Below are 25,292 nucleotides of genomic sequence, written 5' to 3'. Positions count from 1 at the left end.
GCTCTGTGCCGCCGGTGCCTGAAAAAGAGGCACGAAGCACTCCGCGATGATGCGGAGGCGAGACACATACGGAATGCGCACGACCTCCGTCCCTGTCTCGAAAGGCCCACCCATGCCCAGTGTCTCCGCGCACGTCGCCCTCACCCTCGCCCAGCACATCGACGCCGTCTTCGGCGTCATGGGCAACGGCAACGCCTACTTCCTCGACGCGATCGAGAGGCAGACGGACGCCGTCTTCACCGCGGTACGACACGAGCAGGGTGCTGTCGTCGCCGCCGACGCCCACTTCCGCGCGTCCGGTCGCATCGCCGCAGGCACGTCGACGTACGGCGCCGGGTTCACGAACACCCTGACCGCACTCGCGGAGGCCGTGCAGGCCCGCGTGCCGCTCGTGCTCGTCGTCGGAGACGAGCCGACCTCGGGACCGCGCCCCTGGGACGTCGATCAGATCGCGCTCGCCTCGGCCGTCGGCGCCCGCACCTATACCGTCGGTCATGCGGATGCCGCGGCCACCACCGTCATCGCGATCGAGCATGCGCTGACCTATCGGCTGCCGGTCGTGCTGGCGATCCCCTACGACGTCGCCACGTCAGAGGCCGGCCCTGTGCCCGAGGTCCCCGCGCCGCGCCTGCTCGCACCGCTCGCCCCGAAGGGCGAGTTCGCCGAGGGGATGCTCGACGAGATCGCCGCCGCGCTGTCGCAGGCGGAGCGTCCGTTCCTTCTCGCCGGACGCGGCGCCTGGCTGGCCGGCGCGGGCGACGCCCTCGGCGCGCTCGCCGCCCTCACCGGCGCGCTCACCGCGTCATCCGCGCTCGGCCGCGGCGTGTTCCCCGACGAGCGGTTCGATCTCGGTGTGACGGGTGGATTCGGGGCGGATGGGGCGATGGAGCTGGTCCGCACCGCCGACGTCGCCGTGGTCTTCGGCGCTTCCCTGAACCAGTTCACGATGCGTTTCGGCGAGCTCTTCGCCCCCGGCACCCGCGTCTTCCAGATCGACATCGCGCCGGCGGCGACGCATGCGCACATCGGCGGCTTCGTCCGGGCGGACGCTCGCGTCGCCGCCGAGGCGCTCGTCGCCAGGGTCGGCTCCGCGTCCTCCACCGCTGCGCCCGGGCTGCCGTGGCGCGAGACCGTCGACGTCGCCGCCGCACGGACGTATGAGAAGGGCGACGACCTCGCCGCCGACGGTCGCCTCGATCCCCGATCGGCCGCACGCCGCATCGCCGATCTCCTACCCCGCGACCGCGTCGTCGTCTCGGACGGCGGACACTTCATCGGCTGGGCGAACATGTACTGGCCGGTGGGGGCTCCCGACCGGATGATGATGGTCGGCACCGCCTTCCAGTCGATCGGGCAGGGGTGGCCGAGCGTGGTCGGCGCCGCCCTCGCCCGCAGGGATTCGACGATCGTGCTGACCTCGGGCGACGGAGGCGGGCTGATGGCCATCGCCGACCTCGAATCCGCGGTCCGCGCGGCCGGCGGACGCGGCATCGCCGTGATCTGGAACGACGCGGCGTACGGCGCCGAGGTCAACCTCTACGGCCTCAAGGGTCTGGCCGAAGGACCGATGCGGATCCCCGAGGTCGACTTCGCGGCGTTCGGCGCCGCCGTCGGCGCGGAGGGTGTCGTCGTGAAGACCCTCGCAGATCTCGACCGGCTCGGCGCCTGGGCGCAGGAGGATGCCGCGACGCGACGATTCCTGCTTCTGGATCTGCGGATCTCCGGCGACGTGGTCGCGCCGTACCAGCAGGAGATCATCCGCGTGAACTCGTGATCGCCGACGGTCCGCACCTCCTGCTGCGCTAGTCTTCCGGGATGCCCGCCATCCGCAACATCGCCGTCGGTCTGCCCGTGAAGCAGGGCCATGTCCTCGCGTTGTCCGGCACGGACCGGTCCCGCGGACTCGACTTCCTCCGTGCGATCGGCGGCGGGATCGAATTCGGCGAGCGGGCCGAGGAGGCGCTGCACCGTGAGTTCCGCGAGGAACTCGACATCACCCTGCAGGCCGTGGAACTGCTCGGCGTGCGCGACAACATCTTCACGTACGAGGGCGTCCCGGGTCACGAGATCGCGCATATCTACGCAGTGCGCTCGATCGAGCTCGACGAGGTTCCCCTCGACGCCGAACTGCACGTGCTCGATGAGGGCAGCCCGGTGCGATGGGTGCCGATCGCGGAGGTGCGCGACGGCAGACGGCCGCTGTTCCCCGACGGCGCGACGGAGCTCCTGCTCAGCCTCGCCGCGAGCTGACTCCCCTGCGCGGCCGCGGACGGGGCGCTGGGTGGGACATCGAGGTCGTCGATCTGCCAGAATCGACGGGTGACCGGGTGGAACAGCACGAGGAAGACGGCGACCGCAGCCGCGATCTTCCTGATGACCCTGACCTTTGCCTTGACGTCGTGCGCGGCGGGTGCCGATCCCGCGGATCCCACGGGGACCGCCAGGTCGACGCCTCCCCCCGCCTCTGAGCCGGCCGCCACGCAGACCGCCGAGCCGCCGGCGGAGGAATCCCAGAGCGCGTCCGACGGATTCCGCGAGTGGCTGGAGGCGTCCCGCCTCCCCGACGTCGATATCGCGTGCGCGCGCCTCACCCCCGATCTCGTGACTCGCATGATCGCCGAGCTCGAGGCCCACGGGATGACCGGCGTCTCGAACTGCGAACAGATGATCACCGCCACCGCCGGGCTCTACCGTTCACTCGACCAGAGCGCCGAGGTCGACATCGCCGTGCAGTCCGAGACCGCGACCGATGCCACGCTCTCCGTGACGTATCTCGCCTCCGGCGACTGCGGCACCGTGGTGATGACGCGCCCCGGCACCGAATGGATCCTCACCGATCAGTCGATGGAGTGCGGGAGCTGACGCGAACCATTCCCCCGGCAGGTTCGCGCCGTCAGCCGCCGTAGTCCGGCAGCTCCTGCAGCGTCCAGGTATTGCCGTCGGGGTCGTCGAACGTCACGAACCGGCCCCAGTCCTGGTCGTCGACCCCGCTCGCCTCGACGCCGACACCGCGCAGGTGCGCGAGCGCCTCGTCGGCATCCGGCACGACCACCTGGATGGTGTTCTGCTGCCCCGGCTCGAGCGCGATCCCGAGACCGGTGCCGAACGCGATCGAGCACGCGGATCCCGGTGGCGTCATCTGCACGAAGCGCAGGCCCTCGACAGGCGTCTGGTCGTGATCGGCGGTGAAGCCGATCTTCACGTAGAAGTCCTTCGCCCTGTCGACATCGGCCACCGGCACGAAGATGAGTTCGATCTTCCAGTCCATCGCGCACTCCTCCTGGTGGGCACCGTCGACCCATCCGCGTTCACGGTACGCCGCACCGCCGACATCCCACCAGCGCATGTCGCAGCGGCAGACGCGCGTTCGTCGACGCCCTCAGATCCACCCCTTGTCGAGGGCGATCCGCACCGCCTGCGCCCGATTCGCCGCGCCGGTCTTGCCGATCGCCGCGGAGAGATGATTGCGCACGGTCCCCGCCGAGAGGAACACCTCGGCGGCGATCGCCGCGGCCGAACGCCCGTCCGCCGCGAGCCGCAGCACCTGCCGCTCGCGGTCGCTCAGGGGATTCGCACCATCGAACAGGCTGTCGGCGGCGAGCACGGGATCCAGGACCCGAAGTCCTGATCGCACCCGGCGGACGGCTTCGGCGAGCTGCTCGGCAGGGGTGTCCTTGACGATGAACCCGCTCGCACCGGCGTCCAGGGCCGCGCGCAGGTAGCCGGGGCGTGCGAAGGTCGTCACGACGAGCACCCGGGTCGCCGGGCTCGTCTCACGGATGCGCCGCGTCGCCTCGACGCCGTCCATACCCGGCATCTGGATGTCCATCAGACACACGTCCGGCCGCAGCTCCCCCGCACGCTGCACCGCTTCGGCTCCATCGGACGCCATTCCGACCACGGTGAGGTCGGACTCGAGGTCGAGGAGAGCCCCGAGCGCACCGCGCACGAGCGCCTGGTCGTCGGCGATCAGCAGGCGGATCTCTCCGACGGCATCCGCTGCGCTCACCACGTCAGCTCCACGCGCGTCCCCGTGCCGCCCGCGGCATCGGCGGCTCCCAGCGCCAAGGCGGCACCTGCCGCCGCGGCGCGGTCGCGCATCCCCCGCACGCCGTTCCCCTCGCCGTCGGCGCCGCCGTCTCCCGCTCCGATGCCCACTCCGTCGTCTTCGACGACCATCCGGCCCGACGACAACTGCACGCGCACCGTGCGCGCACGCGAGTGCCGGAGGGTGTTGGTCGTGGCCTCTCGCAGGATCCAGCTCGCGGTGATCGCCTGCACCGGCGACAGCGCGCTCGGGTCCCCGTCGACCTGCACCTCGATGTCCGCCGCACGGAACGAGTCGCGCGAGGAGGCCAGCTGCTCGACCAGCGTCGTGGTCCGGGCACCCGACACGGTCGACCGCACCCCGGCGATCGCTTCCGCCGTGAGCCGCTCGATGTCGGCGAGCTCGGCCTTGGCGCGCTCAGGGTCGGAGTCCAGAAGCCGACGCACCAGCTGCGCCTTGAGGCCGACCACCGTGAGCGAATGTCCGATCAGATCGTGCACGTCGCGCGCGAGGGCTTCGCGACCCTCGCTGGTCGCCAGCTCCAGACCGAGCCGCTCCGCCTCGGCGGAGCGCAGGATGAGCCATGTGGAGACCGTGTTCACCACGCCGAGCAGCGCGACGATCGCCAGCACCGAGAGGTAGGTCATCCCTCCCGGCAGCAGGAACACGCAGACGGCCGTGAGCGCGACCGCCGCGATCGTGGTGATCCAGTGCCAGACCCGCGTCAGTCCGTACGAGGCGAAGGACATGAGGAACGGCAGGAAGCTGAGCGCGGATCCGCCCTCCGCGGGCACCGAGACGAGGACGCACGCGATGAGGGCGATGAAGGTGAGCCACTGACGCCTCGACGGCGTGCGCCCCAGCCCTCCGCCGCCGCGCATGCCGTGCAGGAAGCCGGTGACGTACAGCACGACGAACGCCACCAGCGCGACCCACCCCGCCACGACCCAGGCGATCTGGGCCTCGGAGCGCACGAGCGCGATCACCGGATACACGAGGAAGACGAGCCAGATCACGGCCATCAGCCAGCCGAACCGCGCCCACGGATCCTTGCCGGTGGCGTGCGCCCGCCGGGCACCGGGAGCCGCCCAGGCCGCAGGCGGCACACCCGCGGCGGCGAATCCCGCGGCGTCGCGGACCGCGTCGCGAGAGACCCCGGCGGCGTTCGGGGTCTCTCGCGTCGATCGTTGCGTCATCGCTCCAACCTACTGTCGTGCTTGCGGCTACTGCCGCGCCCGCGATCGTCTCATTCCCATCATCACCAGCACCGCGAAGAGCGCGAGCCAGACGGCGACGTTGAGGAACAGCATCCACAGCTGATCGGTCTGCCCGGTCGTGAGCACTCCGTCGGTGAGGGGCCACCGGGCGAGCGCCACGAAGCCGTAGAGCGGCGTGAATCGTGCGATGTCGAGCATGACCCCGTCGAGCGGCATGAACACGTTGCCGAAGAACGCGAAGAACGTCATCGTGATCGAGGCGAGCGCCGCCGCCGAATCCGAGCTGAAGAACAGCCCGACGCCGAGCCCGTACAGTCCGTACATCAGGCCGAGCCCGAGGACGATCGCCGCCGTCGCACCCCACCGCCACAGGTCGTCGACGCGGGCTCCGGTCATCATTCCTGCTGTGCAGACCGCCACCAGCGCCAGAGCTGCGAAGGCGACGGAGGTGAGCAGTTTCGTCATGGCGTAGCCGAGCGTGGTCATCGGTGTCATCGCGAGCTGACGTCCCCAGCCCTGCTTCGCCTCGGTCGCTGCCAGCGAGGTCAGCGAACTCATCGCGACGGCCGTGCCGTACGCCGCCATCGAGGTCATCACGTAGAAGGAGACGTTCCCGTTGCCGGCCGACTGCGTGCCATAGCCCATGCCGGCACCGAACAGGAGGTACATCGCGACCGGCATGGCCAGCGTGAACGCGAGCGTGTAGGGGTTGCGCAACTGGCGGACGCCTTCGATGCGCAGCATGGTGGGTGAGACGAGCATGTCAGTCCTCCGTCAGAGCGGTGAAGGCGGTTTCGAGCGTGGGGGCGGCGATCTCGAGATCGTGAGCGCCGGCGTCGAGCAGCGTCCGGGCGGCGGCATCCGAATCGGTGGCCCGCAGGCTGAGCCGATCGCCGTCGATCCGCAGATCGATGACGCCGTCGGTCGCGCGGAGCATCGCGACGAGATCCTCGGATGCCGCGTCCACCGTCGCCGAGACGGTGCGCTCGCCCAGGCTGGCGCGCAGGAGCGCCGTCGGCGCGTCCGCGACGACCGCGCCACGATGCATCACGACGGTCCGGCGGGCGAACTGCTCCGCCTCCTCCAGGTAGTGGGTGGCGAAGATGATGGTCCGCCCCGCGTCAGCATCAGCGCGCATCGCGTCCCAGAAGTGCCGGCGGGCGGTGACGTCCATGCCTGCGGTCGGCTCGTCGAGCACGAGGATGTCGGGGTCCGACACCATCGCGAGGGCGAACTTCACCCGCTGCTGCTCGCCCCCGGAGCACTTCGACACCCGACGTCGGGCGAGGTGGTCGAGGTCGGCTCGCGCCATGACGTCGTCGACACGGCCGAGAGCATCGGCGCCGTACAGCGACGCGATGAGGCGCACGGTCTCCCCGACGGTCAGGTCTCCGAGCAGCCCGCCGGTCTGCAGCACCGCGCCGATCGCTCCGGTCGACGTGGCACGCTCCGGTGTCACCCCGAGAACCCGGACGGTGCCGCTGCTGGGCTCGGTGAGTCCGAGCAGCATGTCGAGCGTCGTCGTCTTGCCTGCGCCGTTCGGCCCCAGCAGGGCGACGACCTCGCCGCGCCGGACGGAGAGGTCCACCCGGTCGACGGCCTGCACGCGACGGTCGCCGGTGCCGAAGTGCCGCTCGACGGCCCGCAGTTCGAGCACGACAGGATCATCGGTCAGGGAAGCCTCATCGGGCAGTGCAGCGGAGGCCGGTCGCGCGGTGACCCGCGTCGCCGAGCTCTGCACGGAGGAGTTGTTCATGTCTCCAGCCTCGTCGGGCGACGAGGATCCGACCGGAGGGCGGTGTCATCTCCTCGGCATGACACGTGTCATGCCGGATGTCCTCACCGGACCGTCAGCAGCGCTCCGTCGAAGAAGGCGGCCAGCTCGTCGACCCCGTCCAGCGGCAGGATCGCCGCGACGTACTGGTCCGGCCGCACCACCACGACCACGCCGTCCCGCGACAGCTCACGCGCCGCGAAGATGTCGGTCTCCGTCCACTTCGAGGGTCCTGCCGCGTAGACCTTCTCCCAGTCGGTGAGCCCGAGCGGGCCGGTCTGAGGCTGGAAGAGCGCGGGGGCGGACGTGACCTCGACCTGTTCGTATGGCTGCTGGTAGATCGCCTTGACGTCGAACACCGCATCCTCGTCGGCACCCTCGGGAGTGAAGCGCGCGAACACCGGGGCCGCCTCCGCGGCCCACGCCGCGAGCGTGGACGCCTCCCGTCCGCCGAACGCGTACACGCGCCACCGCCCGTCGGCCCTGGCGTGATGCCCGAGGTGCACGACGTTCCCGTCGCCCACGCGCACGACCTCTGCGGACTTGAAGCGCTTGCCGAGCGGGAAGCCCGCCGCGAGCGCCTGGTGCGCGTGTGTGCCGGTGATCATCGACGAGGTGTACTGCGTCATGAAACCGGAGGGGAACTCCGCCGTGGCGAGGTAGTAGGTCGCCAGATCGCCGGGGTCGGTGATCTCCGAGGGCTTGCGGGCCATCAGCGTCGACCACTCGCGGTCGAAGTCGATCAGCTGCTGCGCGACCGGTCGGCGCTCGGCCCCGTACGTCGACAGCAGCGCCTCGGGGGCGCGTCCGGAGAGGACCGACCCGAGCTTCCAGCCGAGGTTGAAGCCGTCCTGCATCGAGACGTTCATCCCCTGCCCGGCCTTGGCGCTGTGGGTGTGGCAGGCATCGCCGGTGAGGAAGACACGAGGCGTCCGGTCCGAGCCGTCGGCGACGTCGTCGAAACCGTCGGTCACGCGGTGGCCGACCTCGTAGACGCTGTGCCAGGCGACCTCCTTCACATCGAGCGTGTACGGGCTGAGGATCGCGTTCGCCCGGCGGATGATCTCCTCGACCGGCGTCTGCCGCACGCGGTGGTCGTCATCGTCGGCGACCTCCCCGAGATCGATGTACATCCGGCTGAGGTAGCCGCCCTCGCGCGGGATGTGCAGGATGTTCCCCGCCTCGGAGTTGATGGCGCATTTGGTGCGCCAGTCGGGGAAGTCGGTGTTCACGAGCACATCCATGACCCCCCACGCGTGCGCCGCGCTGGCGCCCACATGCGTACGGCCGATCGCCTGACGCACGCCGCTGCGCGCACCGTCGCACCCCACCACGTACTTCGCGCGCAGAGTGCGCTCCTCGCCCGCGCGCTCGCCCGTGACGTATCGCACGGCGACCTCGACCGGATACGCGCCTTCGTCGTGGATCGTCAGCCCCGCGAACTCGACGCCGTAGTCGGGGGCGATGCGGCCCGGCCCGTGCGCTGCGGCTTCGGCGAAGTAGTCGAGCACGCGCGCCTGATTCACGATCAGGTGCGGGAACTCGCAGATGTCGTAGGCGTAGTCGGCGGTGCGCGAGGTGCGGACGATCTCGCCGGGGTTCTCGGGGTCGGGGCCCCAGAAGTTCATCCAGCCGATGTTGTACGCCTCGGCGATGATGCGTTCGGCGAACCCGAACGCCTGGAACGTCTCGACGCTGCGCGGCTGGATGCCGTCGGCCTGCCCCAGCACGAGACGTCCGTCGCGCTTCTCGATGATGCGGGTGGTCACGTCGGGGTACTGCGACATCTGCGCGGCGAGCAGCATGCCGGCAGGACCCGAGCCGACGATGAGGACGTCGATCTCGTCGGGGAGGTCGGCCGGACGGGCGCTGCCGATGCCCGCGGCATCCTTCACCCTCGGGTCTCCGGAGACATAGCCGTGGTGGTGGAACTGCATCGTCGTCGATTCCTTCCGGACGTCACTGTCGGGTCTTGCGCTCTCACGCGGCATGTTCTATATTCGAACACGCAGTTCTACTATTGAACACAGCTTAGGGACGCCCGTGCCGAACCGCAAGGGAACGCGCACGGCGACACGAGGGAGCGCACGCATGGCCGACGGCACCCCCGCCTCGCAGACGCTCAGTCGCGGCATCCGCATCCTCGAGCTGCTCGCCGACGCCAGAGCGCCGCTCACGATCGACGAGATCGCGGCCGCACTGGGAGTGCACCGCTCGATCGCCTACCGACTGCTGCGCACGCTCGAGGACCACAGGCTCATCGGGCGCGACGGCTCGGGTTCCGTCACCCTCGGCCCCCGCATGGCCGCACTCGCCGCCGGGGTCGCGCACGACCTCCAGGCCGAGGCCCTGCCGGAGCTCACCGCGATCGCGAACGAACTGGGCATGACCTGCTTCCTCGCCGTGCTCGACGGCGACGACTGCATCACCCTGGCCAGCGTCGAACCGCGGCACGCGATCGCGAGCGTGGCCCAGAGACCGGGAGCACGGCATGCGGTCATCGTGGGCGCACCGGGCAAGGCCATCCTCGCGCAGCTGCCCGCCGCGGACTGGCCCGAGACCGCGAGTGCGGCGCTGCGCGTCGAGGTCGACGTTGCCAGGGCGCGCGGATACGCGACGAGCCACGACGAGGTCATCCCCACCGTGCAGGCGGTCGCGGTGCCGCTCGCGCTGCGGGGACAGCGCCCCGCCGCGATCGCGGTGGTGCATGTCGCCACCGATCACGACGACGCCGAGATCGCCGCGAGGCTCGCGCGCTCGGCATCCGCGATCCGCGACGCCCTCGAGGGCTGAGCGCCGCGCGCGTGAGCGCACGCCCGCGACGGCGGGCATGCGCTCACGACACGGTGCGGGCCCGACGTCAGGCCCGGGCGAGACCCCGAACGGGGCTCACCGACTGCTCCTCCTCGTGGTCGGGTCCGAGCGGGATCCCCGACCGGTCGCGCAGCAGCAGCGTGGCCACGAGCCCGAGGCCCGTCATGCCGGCGAGGTACCAGGTGACGGCCTGGGTCGACCCGGTGGCCTGCACGATCGCCGTCGCGATGGTCGGCGCGAACGCCCCTCCGGCGATCGCTCCGATCGCGTACGAGATCGAGACGCCGGAGAAGCGGATGCTGGCGGGGAAGAGCTCCGCGTACAGCGCCGCCTGCGGGCCGTAGGTGAAGCCGAGACCGATCGTGAGGATCGCGAGACCGGCGAAGAGCAGGCCGATCTCGCCCGTGTTGACCAGCGGGAACAGCGTGAACACGCCCACGAGCTGCATCACCCAGCCGAGGATGTACGTGGTCCGCCGTCCGATGCGGTCCGAGAGCCAACCGGCGAGCAAGGTCGTCAGGAGCCAGGTCACCGCCGACCCGGCGACGGCCACGAGCACCGGCCCGCGCTCGAGCCCGATCGGTCCCTCGGGGTTCGTGGCGTAGCCCTGGATGTACCCGCCGGTGGTCATGTAGCCGACGGCGTTGTTGCCGGCGAACACGAAGGCGGCGATGATCACGAGCAGCAGGTGCTTGCGGAACAGCTGCACGATCGGCATGCTCGCCTTCTCCTTGCGCTCGGCGAGCTCCATGAAGACCGGGCTCTCCTCGACCTTGCGGCGCACGTAGTAGCCGACGAGGATCAGCACGACGCTGAGCAGGAACGGCACACGCCATCCCCATTGCAGGAACTGGTCGCCCGGCGCGATCGCGGTCATGAGCGCCATGACACCCGAGGCGAGCAGCAGTCCGAGCGGCACGCCGATCTGGGGCGAGGCGCCGAAGATCCCGCGCTTGGCCTTCGGAGCGTGCTCGACGGCCATCAGCACCGCTCCGCCCCACTCGCCACCGGCCGAGATGCCCTGGATGATGCGCAGCAGCACCAGCAGGATCGGCGCCGTGATGCCGATCGTCTCGTAGGTGGGCAGGATGCCGATGAGAGCCGTGGCGGCACCCATCAGGATCAGCGTCCACATGAGCACTGTCTTGCGCCCGAGCTTGTCGCCGTAGTGTCCGGCGAGGAATGCGCCCAGCGGGCGGAAGAGGAAGCTGACGCCGACTGTCGCGAAGGCGATCAACGCGCTGTTCGCGCCGAGCGGCTCGAAGAACAGCTGCCCGAACACCAGGCCGACCGCCGTGGCGTAGATGAAGAAGTCGTACCACTCGACCGTGGTGCCGACGACGGTGGCGAACACGACGCGGCGCCGATCGGCCGTGGTCGCGATGGTTCCGGTGGGGGTGAACCCATCCTGTGACTGCCCGCTCATGGGGTTGTCTCCTTTTCCTGTGACCGCATTGTCACGGCTCGCCGTCGAGGGGATCGAGTGCTTGCCGAGGGATGAGGAGATAATATATGATTTCGAATACGACGCACAAGGCGTCGATCCACAGCGCGAGGAGGCGCCCCGTGACGGCATCCATCACCCGCCCCGGCAAGATCATCGCGATCCACCTGAGCTACGCCTCTCGGGCCGATCAGCGCGGCCGACGGCCCGCGGCCCCCTCCTACTTCTTCAAGCCCGCCAGCTCCGTCGGCGTCTCCGGCGGCACGGTCGAGCGGCCGGCCGGCACCGAGCTGCTCGCCTTCGAGGGCGAGATCGCACTCGTGATCGGAACGCCGGCCCGCCACGTCACCCTCGACCAGGCATGGGCGCACGTGGGCTGGGTCACCGCATCGAACGATCTCGGTCTGTACGACCTGCGCGCCAACGACAAGGGCTCGAACGTCCGCTCCAAGGGCGGCGACGGCTACACGCCTCTGGGGCCGGAGCTCATCGACGCGCGCGCGGTCGACCCCGGGGCCCTCCGCGTGCGCGCCTGGGTCAACGGAGAGCTGCGCCAGGACGACACCACCGCAGGCCTGATCTTCCCGCTCGCCCAGCTCGTCGCCGACCTCTCCCAGCACTTCACACTGGAGACGGGCGACGTGATCCTCACCGGCACGCCCGCCGGCTCGTCGGTGATCGTGCCCGGAGACGTCGTCGAGATCGAGGTGAATGCTCCGGACGCGGTGGGCTCGCCCTCATCCGGCCGCCTCGTGACCACCGTGACCCAGGGCGAGACGCCCTTCGACGGCGACATCGGCTCCCTGCCGGCCGTCGACGATCTGCAGCGCACCGAGGCCTGGGGCTCTCGCGAAGAAGCCGGGCTTCTCGCGGAGACGCCGGCGGCCGGGCTCTCCCCCGACCTGCGCGCGAAACTGCTCGAGGCGCCGACGGCGGGGCTCTCCGCCCAGCTGCGCAAGCGCGGTCACCACTCCTGCTTCGTCGACGGCGTCGGTGCCAACATCCCCGGCAGCAAGATCGTCGGCACGGCGAAGACGCTGCGCTTCGTTCCCTTCCGTGAAGACCTGTTCGCCAGCCACGGTGGCGGGTACAACGCGCAGAAGCGCGCTTTCGACGCCGTCGAGGAGGGCGAGGTCATCGTCATCGAGGCCCGCGGCGATGCGACCACCGGGACTCTCGGCGACATCCTCGCACTGCGAGCGAAGGTTCGTGGGGCGGCGGGAGTGGTGACCGACGGCGGTGTGCGCGACTTCGACGCCGTCGCCGAGATCGGACTGCCCGTGTTCTCGCAGGGGGCGCACCCCTCGGTCCTCGGCCGCCGGCACGTGCCGTGGGACGTCGACGTGACGATCTCGTGCGGCGGCGCGACCGTGCAGCCGGGCGACATCGTCGTGGGAGACGGCGACGGCGTGATCGTGATCCCGCCCGGCCTCGCCGACGAGATCGCCGACGCCGCCCTCGCCCAGGAGGTCGAGGACGCGTGGGTCGCCGAGCAGGTCGCCGCAGGTCATCCGGTCGACGGACTCTTCCCCCTCAACGCCGCCTGGCGTGAGAAGTACGAGGCGGCGGCCGGCTCCCCCTCCGACTCCTCCTCCGACTCCTCCGGCTCCTCCTCCGGCCCCGACTCCGGCCCGCGCCGATGACGACCGTCGGCGGCGCGAGCAAGTCCGAGCAGGCGTACACCTGGATCCGCTCTCGCATCTCCGGGCACGTGTTCGGGCCCGGCTACCGGCTCGTGCTCGGCTCCCTCGCCGAAGAGCTGGGCATGAGCGTCGTGCCGGTGCGCGAAGCCATCCGCCGCCTCGAGGCCGAGGGGCTGGTGACGTTCGAGCGCAACGTGGGCGCGCGAGTGACGCTCGTCGACGAGAGCGAGTACGCGCACACCATGGAGACGCTCGGACTCGTCGAGGGTGCGGCCACCGCGCTGTCGGCTCCCCTGCTCGACCGGGCCGCGCTCGACGCGGCCGCCGAGGTCAACGAGCGGATGACGCAGATGCTCGGCCACCTCGACGCGCACGCGTTCACCGAGCTGAACCGCCAGTTCCACTCGGTGCTCTTCGAGCCGTGCCCGAACCCGCACCTGCTCGACCTGGTGCATCGCGGATGGGCCCGACTCTCCGGCATCCGCGACTCCACCTTCGCCTACGTGCCGGGTCGCGCCCAGCACTCGGTCGAAGAGCACACCCAGATCCTCGAGCTGATCCGCGCGGGCGCCGACCCGCTCGAGATCGAGCTCGCCGCCCGCAACCACCGCCTGCGCACGAGGGATGCCTTCCTCGACGCGCTGCACACCCGCTCACCCCGCACGACTGGAGAAGACTCATGACCGATTCGCGCATCCCCGCCGATCTTCCCGACCACATCCAGCACTACATCGACGGCGAGTTCGTCGACTCGATCGACGGCGACACGTTCGACGTGCTCGACCCGGTGACGAACAAGACCTACACCACGGCCGCAGCGGGAAAGAAGGCCGACATCGAACGCGCCGTCGCCGCCGCGAAGCGGGCTTTCGACGACGGACCGTGGCCCCGCCTGCTCCCCCGCGAGCGCTCGCGCGTGCTGCACCGGATCGCCGACATCGTGGAGTCCCGCGATGCCCGTCTCGCCGAGCTCGAGTCCTACGACTCCGGCCTGCCGATCACGCAGGCGCTGGGACAGGCTCGCCGCGCCGCCGAGAACTTCCGGTTCTTCGCCGACCTGATCGTCGCGCAGTCGGACGACGCCTTCAAGGTGCCCGGTCGCCAGATGAACTACGTGAATCGCAAGCCGATCGGCGTCGCCGGCCTCATCACACCGTGGAACACGCCCTTCATGCTGGAGTCGTGGAAGCTCGGTCCCGCCCTCGCCACCGGGAACACCGTGGTGCTGAAGCCCGCCGAGTTCACGCCGCTGTCGGCGTCGCTCTGGGCGGGCATCTTCGAGGAGGCAGGGCTGCCGCAGGGTGTCTTCAACCTCGTGAACGGACTGGGCGAGGATGCCGGAGACGCCCTCGTCAAGCACCCGGACGTGCCGCTGATCTCCTTCACGGGCGAGAGCTCGACCGGACAGCTGATCTTCGGCAACGCCGCCCCGTTCCTCAAGGGACTGTCGATGGAGCTCGGCGGCAAGTCGCCGGCGGTCGTCTTCGCCGACGCCGACCTCGAGGCCGCCGTCGACGCGACCATCTTCGGCGTGTTCTCGCTCAACGGCGAGCGGTGCACGGCCGGTTCGCGCATCCTCGTCGAGCGCTCGATCTATGAGGAGTTCGTCGAGCGGTACGCCGCCCAGGCGAAGCGCGTGAAGGTCGGCTACCCGCACGACCCGGCGACAGAGGTCGGCGCGCTGGTGCACCCCGAGCACTACGACAAGGTGATGAGCTACGTCGAGATCGGCAAGAGCGAGGGCCGCCTCGTCGCCGGCGGCGGACGCCCGGAGGGGTTCGATACCGGCAACTTCGTCGCGCCGACCGTGTTCGCCGACGTCGCCCCCGATGCCCGCATCTTCCAGGAGGAGATCTTCGGCCCGGTCGTCGCGATCACGCCGTTCGACTCCGACGAGGAGGCGCTGTCGCTCGCGAACGACACGAAGTACGGGCTCGCCGCCTACATCTGGACGAACGACCTGACGCGCGCCCACACCTTCGCGCAGTCGGTCGAGGCGGGGATGGTGTGGCTGAACAGCAACAACGTGCGAGACCTGCGCACCCCGTTCGGCGGCGTCAAGGCGTCGGGTCTCGGACACGAGGGCGGCTACCGCTCGATCGACTTCTACACCGACCAGCAGAGCGTGCACATCACGCTCGGCGGTGCACACAACCCGACCTTCGGCAAGAACTGACCCAGAGAGACTCGGCAAGGACGCTGACATGACCGACCGCGAGAACATGACCCTGACCTCCGCCGGCTACTACGTGAGCCAGGAGGCGCCGATCCGCACGGACGATCCGATCGCGACGCCCGAGAGCACTCCACCCGATGTGCTCCGCTGTGCCTACATGGAGCTCGTCGTGACCGATCTCGCGGCATCGCGGGTGTTCTACGTCGACGTGCTCGGACTGTACGTCACCGAGGAGGACGACGAGGCGATCTACCTGCGGTCCACCGAGGAGTTCATCCACCACAACCTCGTGCTGCGCAAGGGGCCGATCGCCGCGGTCGCCGCGTTCTCGTACCGGGTGCGCTCGGCCTCGGACCTCGATCTCGCCGTCGCGTTCTACACCGAGCTCGGCTGCGACGTGCGCCGCGAGCCGAACGGATTCGTCAAGGGAGTCGGCGACTCGGTGCGGGTGGTCGACCCGCTCGGCTTCCCGATCGAGTTCTTCCACCAGTCCGACCATGTCGAGCGCATGTCGTGGCGCTACGACCTGCACATCCCCGGTGAGCTGGTGCGTCTCGACCACTTCAACCAGATCACCCCGGACGTGCCACGGGCCGTCAAGTTCATGCAGGATCTCGGCTTCCGCGTCACGGAGGACATCCAGGACGAGGAGGGCACGGTGTACGCCGCGTGGATGCGCCGCAAGCCCACCGTGCACGACACCGCGATGACCGGCGGCGACGGCCCGCGCATGCACCATGTGTGCTTCGCGACCCACGAGAAGCACAACATCCTGGCCATCTGCGACAAGCTGGGCGCGCTCCGCCGCTCCGACGCGATCGAGCGCGGACCCGGTCGGCACGGGGTCAGCAACGCGTTCTACCTGTACCTGCGCGATCCCGACGGCCACCGCGTCGAGGTCTACACGCAGGACTACTACACGGGCGATCCCGACAATCCCGTCATCACCTGGGATGTGCACGACAATCAGCGGCGCGACTGGTGGGGCAACCCCGTCGTGCCGTCCTGGTACACCGACGGCTCGCTCGTGCTCGACCTCGACGGCGATCCGCAGCCGGTCGTCGCCCGCACGGACAGCTCGGAGATGGCCGTGACGATCGGCGCAGACGGCTTCTCGTACACACGTCCCGAAGAGGGTGAGAAGAAGCTCGGGAACCAGCTCTAGAGCGCTTTTCGCTTCACGGTTCCCGAACGCCCTTCGTCTCGCTTCGCTCGCTCAGGGAACGGAGCGCACCGACGGGACCCACACCGACCTGAGGAGGAACGGATGCTGTCAGCAGACACGATCGAGGCGATAGCCGCGGAACTGGCCGAGGCCGACCGCACGCACGCCGTCATCCCGCGCATCACCGCGCGGTACCCGGAGGCGACCGTCGAGGACTCCTACGCGATCCAGGGGGTCTGGAGAGACGCGCAGATCGCCGCCGGTCGCCGTCTCGTCGGCCGCAAGATCGGCCTCACGTCCAAGGCGATGCAGCAGGCGACGGGGATCACCGAGCCGGACTACGGGGTGATGTTCGACGACACGGTCTACGAATCCGGTGCCGAGATCCCGACCGCGCACTTCTCGAACGTGCGCATCGAGGTCGAGCTCGCGTTCGTGCTCGCGCGCCCTCTCGAGGGGCCGGACTGCACGCTCGACGACGCCCTCGCGGCGATCGACTATGCCGTGCCCGCCCTCGAGGTGCTCAACTCGCACATCGAGCTCGAGGGGCGCACCATCGTCGACACGATCAGCGACAACGCGGCATACGGCGCGATGGTGCTCGGCAGCGAGCGCCGGCGTCCCGACGAGATCGACCTGCGCTGGGTGCCCGGCGTGCTCTCCCGCAACGGCGAGATCGAGGAGACGGGTGTGGCCGCCGGCGTGCTCGGACATCCCGCCACCGGGGTCGCCTGGCTCGCGAACAAGTTCCACCAGCACGGCGCGCGACTGGAGGCCGGGGAGATCATCCTGGCAGGATCGTTCACACGCCCGATGTGGGTGTCGCGCGGCGATCAGGTGCTGTGCGACTACGGACCGATGGGAACGATCGAATGCCGCTTCATCTGAGCCCGTCCTTCCGCGAGCGGCTCGCCGCCGCCGACCGCTCCCTGATCGGGATGTGGGCGTGCTCCGGCAGCCCGCTCGTGACCGAGGTCGCGGCCGGATCCGGGCTCGACTGGCTGCTGATCGACATGGAGCACTCCGCCAACTCCCTCGAATCCACTCTCGTGCAGCTGCAGGTGGTCGCGGCGTATCCGATCACCCCCGTGGTGCGGGTGCCGTCGAACGACACGGTCGCCATCAAGCAGGTGCTCGATCTCGGCGCGCAGAACATCATCGTGCCGATGGTGTCGTCGGTCGAGGAGGCCAGGGCCGCCGTCGCCGCGACTCGGTATCCGCCGCAGGGTGTGCGCGGGGTGGGCAGCGCCCTGGCTCGCAGCGCCCGCTGGAACCGCGTCGACGACTACCTGCGCGACTCGGCGACGCACACCTCCCTGACGGTGCAGATCGAGACGGCGGCGGGTGTCGCCGCGGCGGCGGAGATCGCCGGCGTCGAAGGAGTGGATGCGGTGTTCGTCGGCCCCTCCGACCTCTCGGCGTCGATGGGCCTGCTCGGACAGCAGACGCATCCCGACGTCGTGGCCGCGGTGCATCGCGTCTTCTCTGCGGTCGCGAGCACGGGCACCCCTGTCGGCGTCAACGCCTTCGATCCGGCGGCCGCCGACGCCTACGTCGCCGCGGGTGCCGACTTCGTGGCCGTCGGCGCCGATGTCGCACTGCTGGCCCGCGCGTCGGAGGCCCTGGCAGCCAGGTTCATCCCGGCATCGGACGACACGACCCGCGCCAGCTACTAACCCGCGCCCTGCCGCGCGGCAGGTGGCGGATTCATAGCAATCCGGGCGAGACTGGGACCATGACCTTCGCCGCGCTCCAGCCGCTCGCAGACCGTGCCGCACTGTTCACCGCTCTCCGCCAGGATTCGCTGGTCACCGCACTCGAGGACCTCGGCGAGAATCGCTGGGATGCCGACATGGCCGCCGGCACGCTGACGTTCACCTCGAATGCCGACCCGTCGCGCCGGCTCACCACCCGCGCCCACCTCATCGCCACCATCGCTCCCGGGCCCCGGTCGCTGCTGTGGGCATGGGCGCACCCGCAGGGCGACCCCGACGGCGTCGCCGGTCAGCTGCGGGACTACGGCACCGCCCACGGCATCGCCGAGCTCAGCCAGAGCGAGCTGCCGTTCCCCGACGATGCCAGCGGCGACTCCGAGTGGATCACCGCGGCCGCGCACACCGTCGGCGGAGTCGCCGTCGAACTCACCGGCCGCGCGCCCTACTACTCCGCCCCGGTCGGCGGCGGCACGTCGGCCGTGTTCCTGCTCGACGCACCGATCCCGCCGCTCACCGTGTCAGCCGCGGCGATCGCACTCCCCCGCATCCTCGCCGGCACCGTGCTCGCAGATGCCCGCACCGCGGTGTGGGATGCCGCCCGTCTCGCCGGCTGGAACCTCACCTGGGCCGACGAGGCGTTCTCCGGAGCGACCGTCGCCGACGAGAGCGGATCGGCCGCCTTCCGCTTCGACGAGCAGGCCCGTATCACGAACATCGAGAGCAGCCTGCACCCGCAGAGCTGACCGCGCGCGTCACGCCGAGGGTCGGCCCGTCATCGCCCCAGGCGCTGGCGGGCCGTCTTCGTACCGGCACCGACCGGCGCATGGGCGGTCGCCGCGGCCAGTCCGAACAGCGGCATGTCGACGTAGACGGTCTCGAGATCCGCAGCGGGCACCTGATACGTCTCATGCCACACTCCGACGCTGCCGGTCCCCTGCAGCGTGCGCATGAAGTCCCGCCACGGCTGCAGGTGCGGGGCGTCGCGGTCGGCGGCGAAACGCTGCAGGTGCTCGGGGCTCTCCCAGTACGACAGCAGGATCGTCGTCCTGCCGAACCAGCTGTGCACGCCGAGCATGCCCGAGTCGGGGTGGGTGGCGAGATGCTGCAGCATCGGCGGCATCTTGCTGGCGGTCCACCAGACGCGGCGGAGATCCCACCATCTGTTGGCGCGCATCCCGATCAGGAAGACCGTGACGTCCGCCCTGTCGGGGGCCGCGGTGTATCGCCCGGGGAACACCTGCTGAGTCATGAGCCACTCCTTGGAACATTGTTATGTAACTGCGTTATGCAACAACGTTACGGTAAGCTCGACCCCATGGCAAGACCTCCTCTGTACGACGATGCGCTGCGCGGCCGCCTCCTCCATGCGACAGCCGAGATGGTCGACCAGAAGGGGCCGGAGCGGATCAGCCTGCGTGACATCGCTCAGAACGCCGGCACCTCGACCTCGGCGGTCTACGCCCTTTTCGGCGGCAGGGCCGAGCTGCTCGTCGCCGTGATCGAGCACGGCTTCGCGTCGTTCGGCGACGCACAGGCGGCAGCCGAACCACAGGGGCTGCGCACCCTCGGGCTCGCGTACCGGTCGTGGGCCATGGCGAATCCGGCGCTCTATCGTCTGATGTTCGGAGGCGGGGTGGCCACCGACGACTGTCGCCCCGATGACGCGACCATGAGCACGGCGATGGCGCCCCTCGTGCGCGCTCTCGCTGCCCGCGTCGACGAGCCCGACGTGATGGCCGCAGCCCTCACCGTCTGGGCACAGGTGCATGGTGCCGTGAGCCTCGAGCTCGCCGGCGTCACTCCCCCGCTCGTTCCGTGGGACTCCGTCTACGACGCGGTGGTGGATGCGGTCGAGCGGGCCTTCCCCGCCCGCTGAGCCTTCACGGGTCGCCCGAAAGGCGCCGCAGCATCCGGGAGCTCCCCGACGGCCTGACGCCCGAGCAGCGACGGATGCTCGACGAACTCGGCTGAACGCAGACGGTCCCGATCTGCGGACGTCGCCCCGATTCGCGGACGAATCAGCGGGAGGGATCAGCAGATCGGGACCGGATGCGCAGATCGGGACCGATGAGGGTCAGAGCAGGCGCTCGGCCGCTTCCACCACGTTGGTCATGAGCAGCGCGACCGTCATCGGGCCGACACCACCGGGGTTCGGCGAGATCCAGCCGGCGACCTCGGCGACGTCGGGATGCACGTCTCCGAAGACGACGCTCTTGCCCGTCTCCGGATCGCTCTCGCGGGTGACCCCGACGTCGAGCACGGCCGCACCGGGCTTCACATCCTCGGCGCGGATCAGGTGCTTGACGCCTGCTGCGGCCACGATGACGTCAGCCTCGCGCAGGTACCGCGGCATGTCGACCGTGCCGGTGTGCGTGAGCGTGACCGTGGCGTTCAGGTCGCGGCGGGTGAGCAGCAGTCCGATGGAGCGGCCGATCGTGACGCCTCGCCCGACGACGACCACATGCCTGCCCGTGAAGTCATAGCCGTTGCGCAGCAGCAGCTCGATCACGCCGCGCGGCGTGCAGGGCAGCGGCGTGTGGATGGGATTGTTGACGTTGAGCACGAGCCGACCGAGGTTGGTCGGATGCAGTCCATCCGCGTCCTTCGCGGGGTCGATGCGCTCGAGGATCGCGTCGGTGTCGATGTGCTTCGGCAGCGGGAGCTGCACGATGTAGCCGTGGCAGTCCGGGTCTGCGTTCAGCTCGTCGATCAGCGCCTCGACGTCGGCCTGCGAGGCGTCGGCCGGCAGCTCGCGCTGGATCGAGTTCATGCCGATCGCCTCGGACTGACGGTGCTTCATGCCGACGTAGAGCTGCGATGCCGGGTCTGCACCCACCAGCACCGTCGCGATGCCGGGCACGATGCCCGCCGCCTTGAGCGCGGCGACGCGCTCGGTCAGCTCGGCCTTGATCGCGGCTGCGGCCGCCTTGCCGTCGAGGACCTGGGCGGTCACTGCTGCAGGTCTGGGTAGAGCGGGAAGGCAGCGGCGAGCGCGTCGACGCGCGCACGGAGTGCCTCGACATCGGCGCCGGGCAGCAGCGCGAGGGCGATCACGTCGGCGACCTCGGCGAACTCCGCGTCGCCGAATCCGCGGGTCGCGAGCGCCGGGGTCCCGATGCGCAGACCCGACGTGACCATCGGCGGACGCGGGTCGTTGGGCACCGCGTTGCGGTTGACGGTGATGTGGATGTCGTGCAGCAGGTCTTCGGCCTGCTTGCCGTCGACCTGGGCGTCGCGCAGGTCGACGAGCACGAGGTGCACGTCGGTGCCGCCGGAGCGCACTCCGATGCCGGCATCCTTCACGTCCTGCTGCGAGAGACGCTCGGCGAGGATGGAGGCGCCGCGCAGGGTGCGCTTCTGGCGCTCTGCGAACTCAGGGGTGCCCGCGAGCTTGAACGCGGTCGCCTTGGCGGCGATCACGTGCATGAGGGGTCCGCCCTGCTGCCCCGGGAACACCGCCGTGTTGATTTTCTTCGCGATGTCGGCGTCGTTCGTCAGGATGAAGCCCGAGCGAGGGCCGCCGATCGTCTTGTGCACGGTCGACGAGACGACGTGCGCGTGCGGCACCGGGTTCGGGTGCAGGCCCGCGGCGACGAGCCCGGCGAAGTGCGCCATGTCGACCCAGAGCAGGGCGCCGACCTCGTCGGCGATCGCACGGAAGGCTACGAAGTCGAGGGTGCGGGGGTACGCCGACCATCCGGCGATGATCACCTTGGGCTTGTGCTCGATCGCGAGGCGACGCACCTCGTCCATGTCGATGATCGAGGTCTCGGGGTCGACGCCGTAGGCGACGATGTCGTACAGCCGGCCCGAGAAGTTGATCTTCATGCCGTGCGTCAGGTGGCCGCCCTGGTCGAGGGCGAGGCCGAGGAGCGTGTCGCCGGGGCGGGCGATCGCGTGCAGCACGGCGGCGTTGGCCGATGCGCCCGAGTGCGGCTGGACGTTCGCGAACTCGGCGCCGAACAGGTCCTTGGCACGCTGGATCGCGAGCTCCTCGGCGACGTCGACCTCTTCGCAGCCGCCGTAGTACCGGCGTCCGGGGTACCCCTCGGCGTACTTGTTGGTCAGGACGGAGCCCTGCGACTGCAGGACCGAGACGGGAACGAAGTTCTCGGATGCGATCATCTCGAGGAACGTCTGCTGGCGGGCGAGTTCGCGGTCGAGGACCTGTGCGATCTCGGGGTCCACCTCGGACAGCGGTGCGTTGAAGTAACGGTCGGTCATGATGACGTGCTCCTCTGACGACGGATTCGAAGGGTGTTCCTATCGGCCCAGGCGCGCGGTCGAATTCCGTGGTCAGTCGCTCCCCGGTGGTAGTCCACCCAGACGCCAGTCGCGACGAGTACGAGCATAGCGGATTTCCCTGTGCGCACGACCTCCGGCAGGGTACGTTTTGTTCATGGTCCTTCCTGATTACCTGCCGCTGGTACCGCTGCCCGCATCCGTCACCGTCGGAGTCGGGCAGCTGCCTCTCTCCCCCGAGGTGCGCGTGAGCGGGGACTCCCCCGCCGTCGCGCAGCTGATCGACGCGGTCGAGCGCCGAAGCGGCATCCGACTCCTCCGTTCCGCCGAGTCCGCCGGCGAGATCGCGCTGCGCATCGACGCGGCGGTCGCGGGGCCTGCCGGCTACACGCTCTCGATCGCGGAGGGGGTCGAGATCGTCGGCGCCGATGAGGCCGGACTCTTCTACGGGGTCCAGACGATGCTGCAGCTGCTGCGCGAGGACACGCAGGGCTGGGCGCTCCTGCGCGCCGAGATCGCCGACGAGCCGCGCTTCGGCCGCCGCGGCGTGATGCTCGACGTGGCACGCCATTTCTTCGGAGTGGCCGAGGTGAAAAGACTGATCGACAGCGTCAGCGCACTGAAGTTCAATCATCTGCACCTCCACCTCACCGACGATCAGGGATGGCGCATCGAGATCGACTCGTGGCCGCGACTCACCGAGCTCGCCTCCACGACCGCGGCCCTCGGCGACGCCGGCGGCTTCTACACCAAGGACGACTATCGCGAGATCGTCGCCCATGCGGCCGCACGGCACATGATCGTGATCCCGGAGGTCGACCTGCCCGGGCACACGCACGCCGTCGGCGTCGCCTATCCGGAGCTCGTCGAGGTCCCGGTGATGAACGAGGCGCTGATCGCCGACGCCAGGCGCCTCGGGCAGGACCTGCCGGTCGCCGGCGAGCCCTACCTCGGGTGGGGCGTCGGGCACTCCAGCGTCCGCATCCACGAAGAGCGCACCTACGAGTTCGTGCGCGACGTCGTGCGAGAGCTCGCCGAGATGACGCCCGGTCCCTACCTCCACATCGGCGGAGACGAGTCGCTCGGTACCCCCCAGGCGGACTTCGACCTGTTCGTCGAACGGGCGACGGCGATCGTCTTCGACGAGGGCAAGACGCCGGTGGCCTGGCACGAGGTGGGGGCGGCGGCGGGCATCGCCGAAGGCACGGTCGGTCAGTACTGGGGCAAGCGACACCCGGAGGGATCCCACGCGGCCGAGGCGACGCACTTCGTGGAGCGCGGCGGCGCGCTGATCATGTCGGCCGCCGACGCCGCCTACCTCGACATGAAGTACACGACCGACTTCGGTCTCGGGCTCACGTGGGCGGGCACCATCGACGTCCGCGCCGCCTACGAGTGGGAGCCGACGTCGGTGCTCGACGTGCCGGACACCGCGATCCTCGGTATCGAGGCGCCGCTGTGGAGCGAGACCACGCGCACCTGGAACGACGTGGAGCAGCTCGTCTTCCCGCGCGCCGCCGCCCTGGCCGAGGTCGCGTGGTCGCCGCGCCGCGGATCGGGACGCGAGTGGGAATCGTTCCGCGTGCGCCTGGGCGCACTTGCGCCGGTATGGAATGCTCAGAGCATCGACTTCCATCCTGCCCCCGAGATCCCCTGGACCGAGCGATGACCGCGGCACGCTCGCTGACGGGGTCGCTCGTCATCCACTCCGCACGGCTGGTCGACGGAGGTTCCGTCCAGGACGACGCATGGGTGCGGTTCGACGACGGCAAGGTCTCGGGACGAGGGGTGGGCGACTCCTGGACCGCAGCCGACGAGGTCGTCGATGCCGCGGCATCCGCAGGGCAGGGGGCACTGCTCACGCCGGGATTCATCGACATCCACGGCCACGGCGGCGCCGGCGCGTCCTTCGACGACGGCATCGACGCGATCCGCGCCGCTCGGACCCTGCACCGAGACCATGGCACGACGCGCGCCGTGGTCTCGCTGGTCACGGCTCCGCTCGACGCCCTCGCGCGGCGCGTCGAGGACATCGCCGCCCTCATGACGACGGATGCCGACATCCTCGGCTCCCACCTCGAGGGGCCGTTCCTCGACCCCGCGCATCACGGCGCTCACGAGCCCACCCTGCTGCGCGAGCCCCGCGCCGCAGACGTGGCGCGGCTGCTGGAGGCCGGGCGGGGCACGATCCGACAGATGACGATCGCCCCCGAGCTTCCCGGCGGTCTCGACGCGATCCGCCTGGTCGTGGAGGCGGGAGCGGCTGCCGCGGTCGGTCATACGAGCGCGGATGCCGCGACGGCGGTCGCCGCCTTCGAGGCCGGGGCATCGATCCTGACCCATGCGTTCAACGCGATGCCCGGCATCCATCACCGCGCCCCCGGGCCGGTGCTGGCCGCCGCCGCCGATCACCGGGTGGTGCTCGAGGCGATCGCCGACGGCGTGCACCTCGACCCGCACGTGATCAAGCTGGTGTTCGATTCCGCGCCCGGCCGGGTGGCGCTGATCACCGATGCGATGGCCGCGGCCGGGAGCGCCGACGGGCACTACGACCTCGGCGCGGTGAGCGTCACCGTGCGGGACGGCATCGCGCGTGCGGACGAGACGGGATCGATCGCCGGCTCGACCCTCACGCAGGATGTCGCGCTGCGCCGAGCGATCGCCGCGGGGGTCGCGCTGCCCGATGCCGTACGAGCGCTCACCGAGACCCCGGCGCGCGCGATCGGGTGCGGTGCCGGTCTGGGCAGGCTCGAGGCCGGATTCGCGGCCGATGCCGTTCTGCTGGACGCGCAGCTTCGCGTCGTGCGCGTGTGGGTCGGCGACCGGAGCTGACCCGGAGCGAGGCCGGAAGGGTGCGGGGCCGCCTATCCCCAGATCGGCGGCCCCGTCATGTCCCCTCTTCGCGAGTCGGCGGGCCGGGAACTCCTCCCCCGAGGTGTCCGGCCCGCCATATCGACGCATATCCCCCTGCGTCGATGCCTGAGCTCCGCCCCCCGGTGGAGCTCCTTGGCTTCTCTCAGTGATGAGACGACGACCGCCACGATTCATTACGCG

General features: G+C 70.0%; 24 protein-coding genes and 1 riboswitch. Of the genes, 14 read left to right on the top strand and 10 right to left on the bottom strand.

Going from position 1 to position 25,292, the window contains the following annotated elements; translation table 11 throughout:
• Nucleotides 1–112 precede the first annotated feature (112 nt).
• The 3 genes from DXT68_RS04865 to DXT68_RS04855 all read left to right on the top strand — a co-directional run bounded on the left by DXT68_RS04865 (nucleotide 113) and on the right by DXT68_RS04855 (nucleotide 2,862).
• Entirely contained in the window at nucleotides 113–1,774 is a 1,662-nt protein-coding gene (locus tag DXT68_RS04865) for a thiamine pyrophosphate-binding protein (RefSeq protein WP_045253128.1), read from the top strand.
• Between the two features lie 41 nt (nucleotides 1,775–1,815).
• Entirely contained in the window at nucleotides 1,816–2,250 is a 435-nt protein-coding gene (locus tag DXT68_RS04860; protein WP_045253129.1) for an NUDIX hydrolase, read from the top strand.
• A 69-nt stretch (nucleotides 2,251–2,319) separates the two neighbouring features.
• Nucleotides 2,320–2,862 carry a hypothetical protein gene (locus DXT68_RS04855; protein ID WP_244268135.1) on the top strand — a complete coding sequence of 181 codons (543 nt, stop codon included), beginning with the start codon at nucleotides 2,320–2,322 and terminating at the stop codon, nucleotides 2,860–2,862.
• A gap of 31 nt (nucleotides 2,863–2,893) precedes the next feature.
• Here DXT68_RS04855 and DXT68_RS04850 read toward each other — a convergent pair whose 3' ends face one another.
• The 6 genes from DXT68_RS04850 to DXT68_RS04825 form a co-directional block, all read right to left on the bottom strand.
• On the bottom strand, nucleotides 2,894–3,268 hold the full coding sequence (locus DXT68_RS04850; RefSeq protein ID WP_045253172.1) for a VOC family protein: 375 nt from the start codon (nucleotides 3,266–3,268) through the stop codon (nucleotides 2,894–2,896).
• A 111-nt stretch (nucleotides 3,269–3,379) separates the two neighbouring features.
• Nucleotides 3,380–4,012 (bottom strand): response regulator transcription factor, encoded by a 633-nt coding sequence (locus DXT68_RS04845; RefSeq protein ID WP_174233189.1) that lies wholly within the window; start codon nucleotides 4,010–4,012, stop codon nucleotides 3,380–3,382.
• Entirely contained in the window at nucleotides 4,006–5,244 is a 1,239-nt protein-coding gene (locus tag DXT68_RS04840) for a sensor histidine kinase (RefSeq protein ID WP_052677631.1), read from the bottom strand. Before DXT68_RS04840 ends, DXT68_RS04845 begins: the two co-directional genes overlap by 7 nt.
• A gap of 27 nt (nucleotides 5,245–5,271) precedes the next feature.
• Nucleotides 5,272–6,027 (bottom strand): hypothetical protein, encoded by a 756-nt coding sequence (locus tag DXT68_RS04835; RefSeq protein ID WP_045253130.1) that lies wholly within the window; start codon nucleotides 6,025–6,027, stop codon nucleotides 5,272–5,274.
• A 1-nt stretch (nucleotide 6,028) separates the two neighbouring features.
• The gene (locus tag DXT68_RS04830) at nucleotides 6,029–7,021 is read right to left on the bottom strand and encodes an ABC transporter ATP-binding protein (RefSeq protein WP_082068829.1); all 993 of its coding nucleotides are present in this window, start codon (nucleotides 7,019–7,021) and stop codon (nucleotides 6,029–6,031) included.
• A gap of 83 nt (nucleotides 7,022–7,104) precedes the next feature.
• Nucleotides 7,105–8,976, bottom strand: a complete 1,872-nt coding sequence (locus DXT68_RS04825) for an FAD-dependent monooxygenase (protein ID WP_045253131.1) — start codon at nucleotides 8,974–8,976, stop codon at nucleotides 7,105–7,107.
• Nucleotides 8,977–9,130: 154 nt separating this feature from the next.
• Between DXT68_RS04825 and DXT68_RS04820 the strand changes: the two genes are divergently transcribed.
• Nucleotides 9,131–9,832 (top strand): IclR family transcriptional regulator, encoded by a 702-nt coding sequence (locus tag DXT68_RS04820; RefSeq protein ID WP_045253132.1) that lies wholly within the window; start codon nucleotides 9,131–9,133, stop codon nucleotides 9,830–9,832.
• Between the two features lie 67 nt (nucleotides 9,833–9,899).
• Here the strand turns inward: DXT68_RS04820 and DXT68_RS04815 are convergent, their stop codons facing one another.
• Nucleotides 9,900–11,279: an MFS transporter gene (locus tag DXT68_RS04815; protein ID WP_045253133.1), complete on the bottom strand. Its 1,380-nt coding sequence runs from the start codon at nucleotides 11,277–11,279 to the stop codon at nucleotides 9,900–9,902.
• Between the two features lie 140 nt (nucleotides 11,280–11,419).
• Between DXT68_RS04815 and DXT68_RS04810 the strand changes: the two genes are divergently transcribed.
• From DXT68_RS04810 to DXT68_RS04780, 7 genes are all read left to right on the top strand, one after another.
• The gene (locus DXT68_RS04810) at nucleotides 11,420–12,940 is read left to right on the top strand and encodes a fumarylacetoacetate hydrolase family protein (RefSeq protein WP_045253134.1); all 1,521 of its coding nucleotides are present in this window, start codon (nucleotides 11,420–11,422) and stop codon (nucleotides 12,938–12,940) included.
• Nucleotides 12,937–13,623, top strand: coding sequence for a GntR family transcriptional regulator (locus DXT68_RS04805; RefSeq protein ID WP_045253135.1), 687 nt, complete (start codon nucleotides 12,937–12,939; stop codon nucleotides 13,621–13,623). Before DXT68_RS04810 ends, DXT68_RS04805 begins: the two co-directional genes overlap by 4 nt.
• On the top strand, nucleotides 13,620–15,116 hold the full coding sequence (hpaE, locus tag DXT68_RS04800; protein ID WP_045253136.1) for a 5-carboxymethyl-2-hydroxymuconate semialdehyde dehydrogenase: 1,497 nt from the start codon (nucleotides 13,620–13,622) through the stop codon (nucleotides 15,114–15,116). Before DXT68_RS04805 ends, hpaE begins: the two co-directional genes overlap by 4 nt.
• Nucleotides 15,117–15,144: 28 nt before the next feature.
• Complete coding sequence (hpaD, locus tag DXT68_RS04795) at nucleotides 15,145–16,281, top strand: 3,4-dihydroxyphenylacetate 2,3-dioxygenase (protein ID WP_045253137.1); 1,137 nt, start codon at nucleotides 15,145–15,147, stop codon at nucleotides 16,279–16,281.
• A 102-nt stretch (nucleotides 16,282–16,383) separates the two neighbouring features.
• Entirely contained in the window at nucleotides 16,384–17,169 is a 786-nt protein-coding gene (locus DXT68_RS04790; RefSeq protein WP_045253138.1) for a 2-keto-4-pentenoate hydratase, read from the top strand.
• Nucleotides 17,154–17,957 (top strand): HpcH/HpaI aldolase family protein, encoded by an 804-nt coding sequence (locus DXT68_RS04785; protein WP_045253139.1) that lies wholly within the window; start codon nucleotides 17,154–17,156, stop codon nucleotides 17,955–17,957. The genes DXT68_RS04790 and DXT68_RS04785 overlap by 16 nt, the downstream gene beginning before the upstream one ends.
• Before the next feature lie 59 nt (nucleotides 17,958–18,016).
• On the top strand, nucleotides 18,017–18,739 hold the full coding sequence (locus tag DXT68_RS04780; RefSeq protein WP_045253140.1) for a DUF6882 domain-containing protein: 723 nt from the start codon (nucleotides 18,017–18,019) through the stop codon (nucleotides 18,737–18,739).
• 29 nt (nucleotides 18,740–18,768) lie between these two features.
• On the opposite strand, the gene DXT68_RS04775 is transcribed toward DXT68_RS04780, so the two are convergent.
• The gene (locus DXT68_RS04775) at nucleotides 18,769–19,245 is read right to left on the bottom strand and encodes a DUF4188 domain-containing protein (protein ID WP_045253141.1); all 477 of its coding nucleotides are present in this window, start codon (nucleotides 19,243–19,245) and stop codon (nucleotides 18,769–18,771) included.
• 66 nt (nucleotides 19,246–19,311) lie between these two features.
• Here DXT68_RS04775 and DXT68_RS04770 point away from each other — a divergent pair, with 66 nt between their 5' ends.
• Nucleotides 19,312–19,872, top strand: coding sequence for a TetR/AcrR family transcriptional regulator (locus DXT68_RS04770; RefSeq protein ID WP_045253142.1), 561 nt, complete (start codon nucleotides 19,312–19,314; stop codon nucleotides 19,870–19,872).
• 198 nt (nucleotides 19,873–20,070) lie between these two features.
• On the opposite strand, the gene DXT68_RS04765 is transcribed toward DXT68_RS04770, so the two are convergent.
• Nucleotides 20,071–20,949 (bottom strand): bifunctional methylenetetrahydrofolate dehydrogenase/methenyltetrahydrofolate cyclohydrolase, encoded by an 879-nt coding sequence (locus DXT68_RS04765; protein WP_045253143.1) that lies wholly within the window; start codon nucleotides 20,947–20,949, stop codon nucleotides 20,071–20,073.
• On the bottom strand, nucleotides 20,946–22,220 hold the full coding sequence (glyA, locus tag DXT68_RS04760) for a serine hydroxymethyltransferase (protein WP_045253144.1): 1,275 nt from the start codon (nucleotides 22,218–22,220) through the stop codon (nucleotides 20,946–20,948). Before glyA ends, DXT68_RS04765 begins: the two co-directional genes overlap by 4 nt.
• Nucleotides 22,221–22,258: 38 nt before the next feature.
• Nucleotides 22,259–22,343: riboswitch (ZMP/ZTP riboswitch) on the bottom strand.
• 52 nt (nucleotides 22,344–22,395) lie between these two features.
• Between glyA and DXT68_RS04755 the strand changes: the two genes are divergently transcribed.
• A complete protein-coding gene (locus DXT68_RS04755; protein ID WP_045253145.1) occupies nucleotides 22,396–23,907 on the top strand; it encodes a beta-N-acetylhexosaminidase in 1,512 nt (503 codons plus the stop codon).
• Nucleotides 23,904–25,070 (top strand): N-acetylglucosamine-6-phosphate deacetylase, encoded by a 1,167-nt coding sequence (gene nagA, locus DXT68_RS04750; RefSeq protein ID WP_045253146.1) that lies wholly within the window; start codon nucleotides 23,904–23,906, stop codon nucleotides 25,068–25,070. Before DXT68_RS04755 ends, nagA begins: the two co-directional genes overlap by 4 nt.
• Nucleotides 25,071–25,292 lie beyond the last annotated feature (222 nt).

The organism is Microbacterium foliorum (assembly GCF_003367705.1).
GTDB lineage: Bacteria > Actinomycetota > Actinomycetes > Actinomycetales > Microbacteriaceae > Microbacterium > Microbacterium foliorum.
The sequence above is the reverse complement of the archived record's forward strand: the minus strand, read 5'-3'. Positions and strand labels throughout refer to the sequence as shown.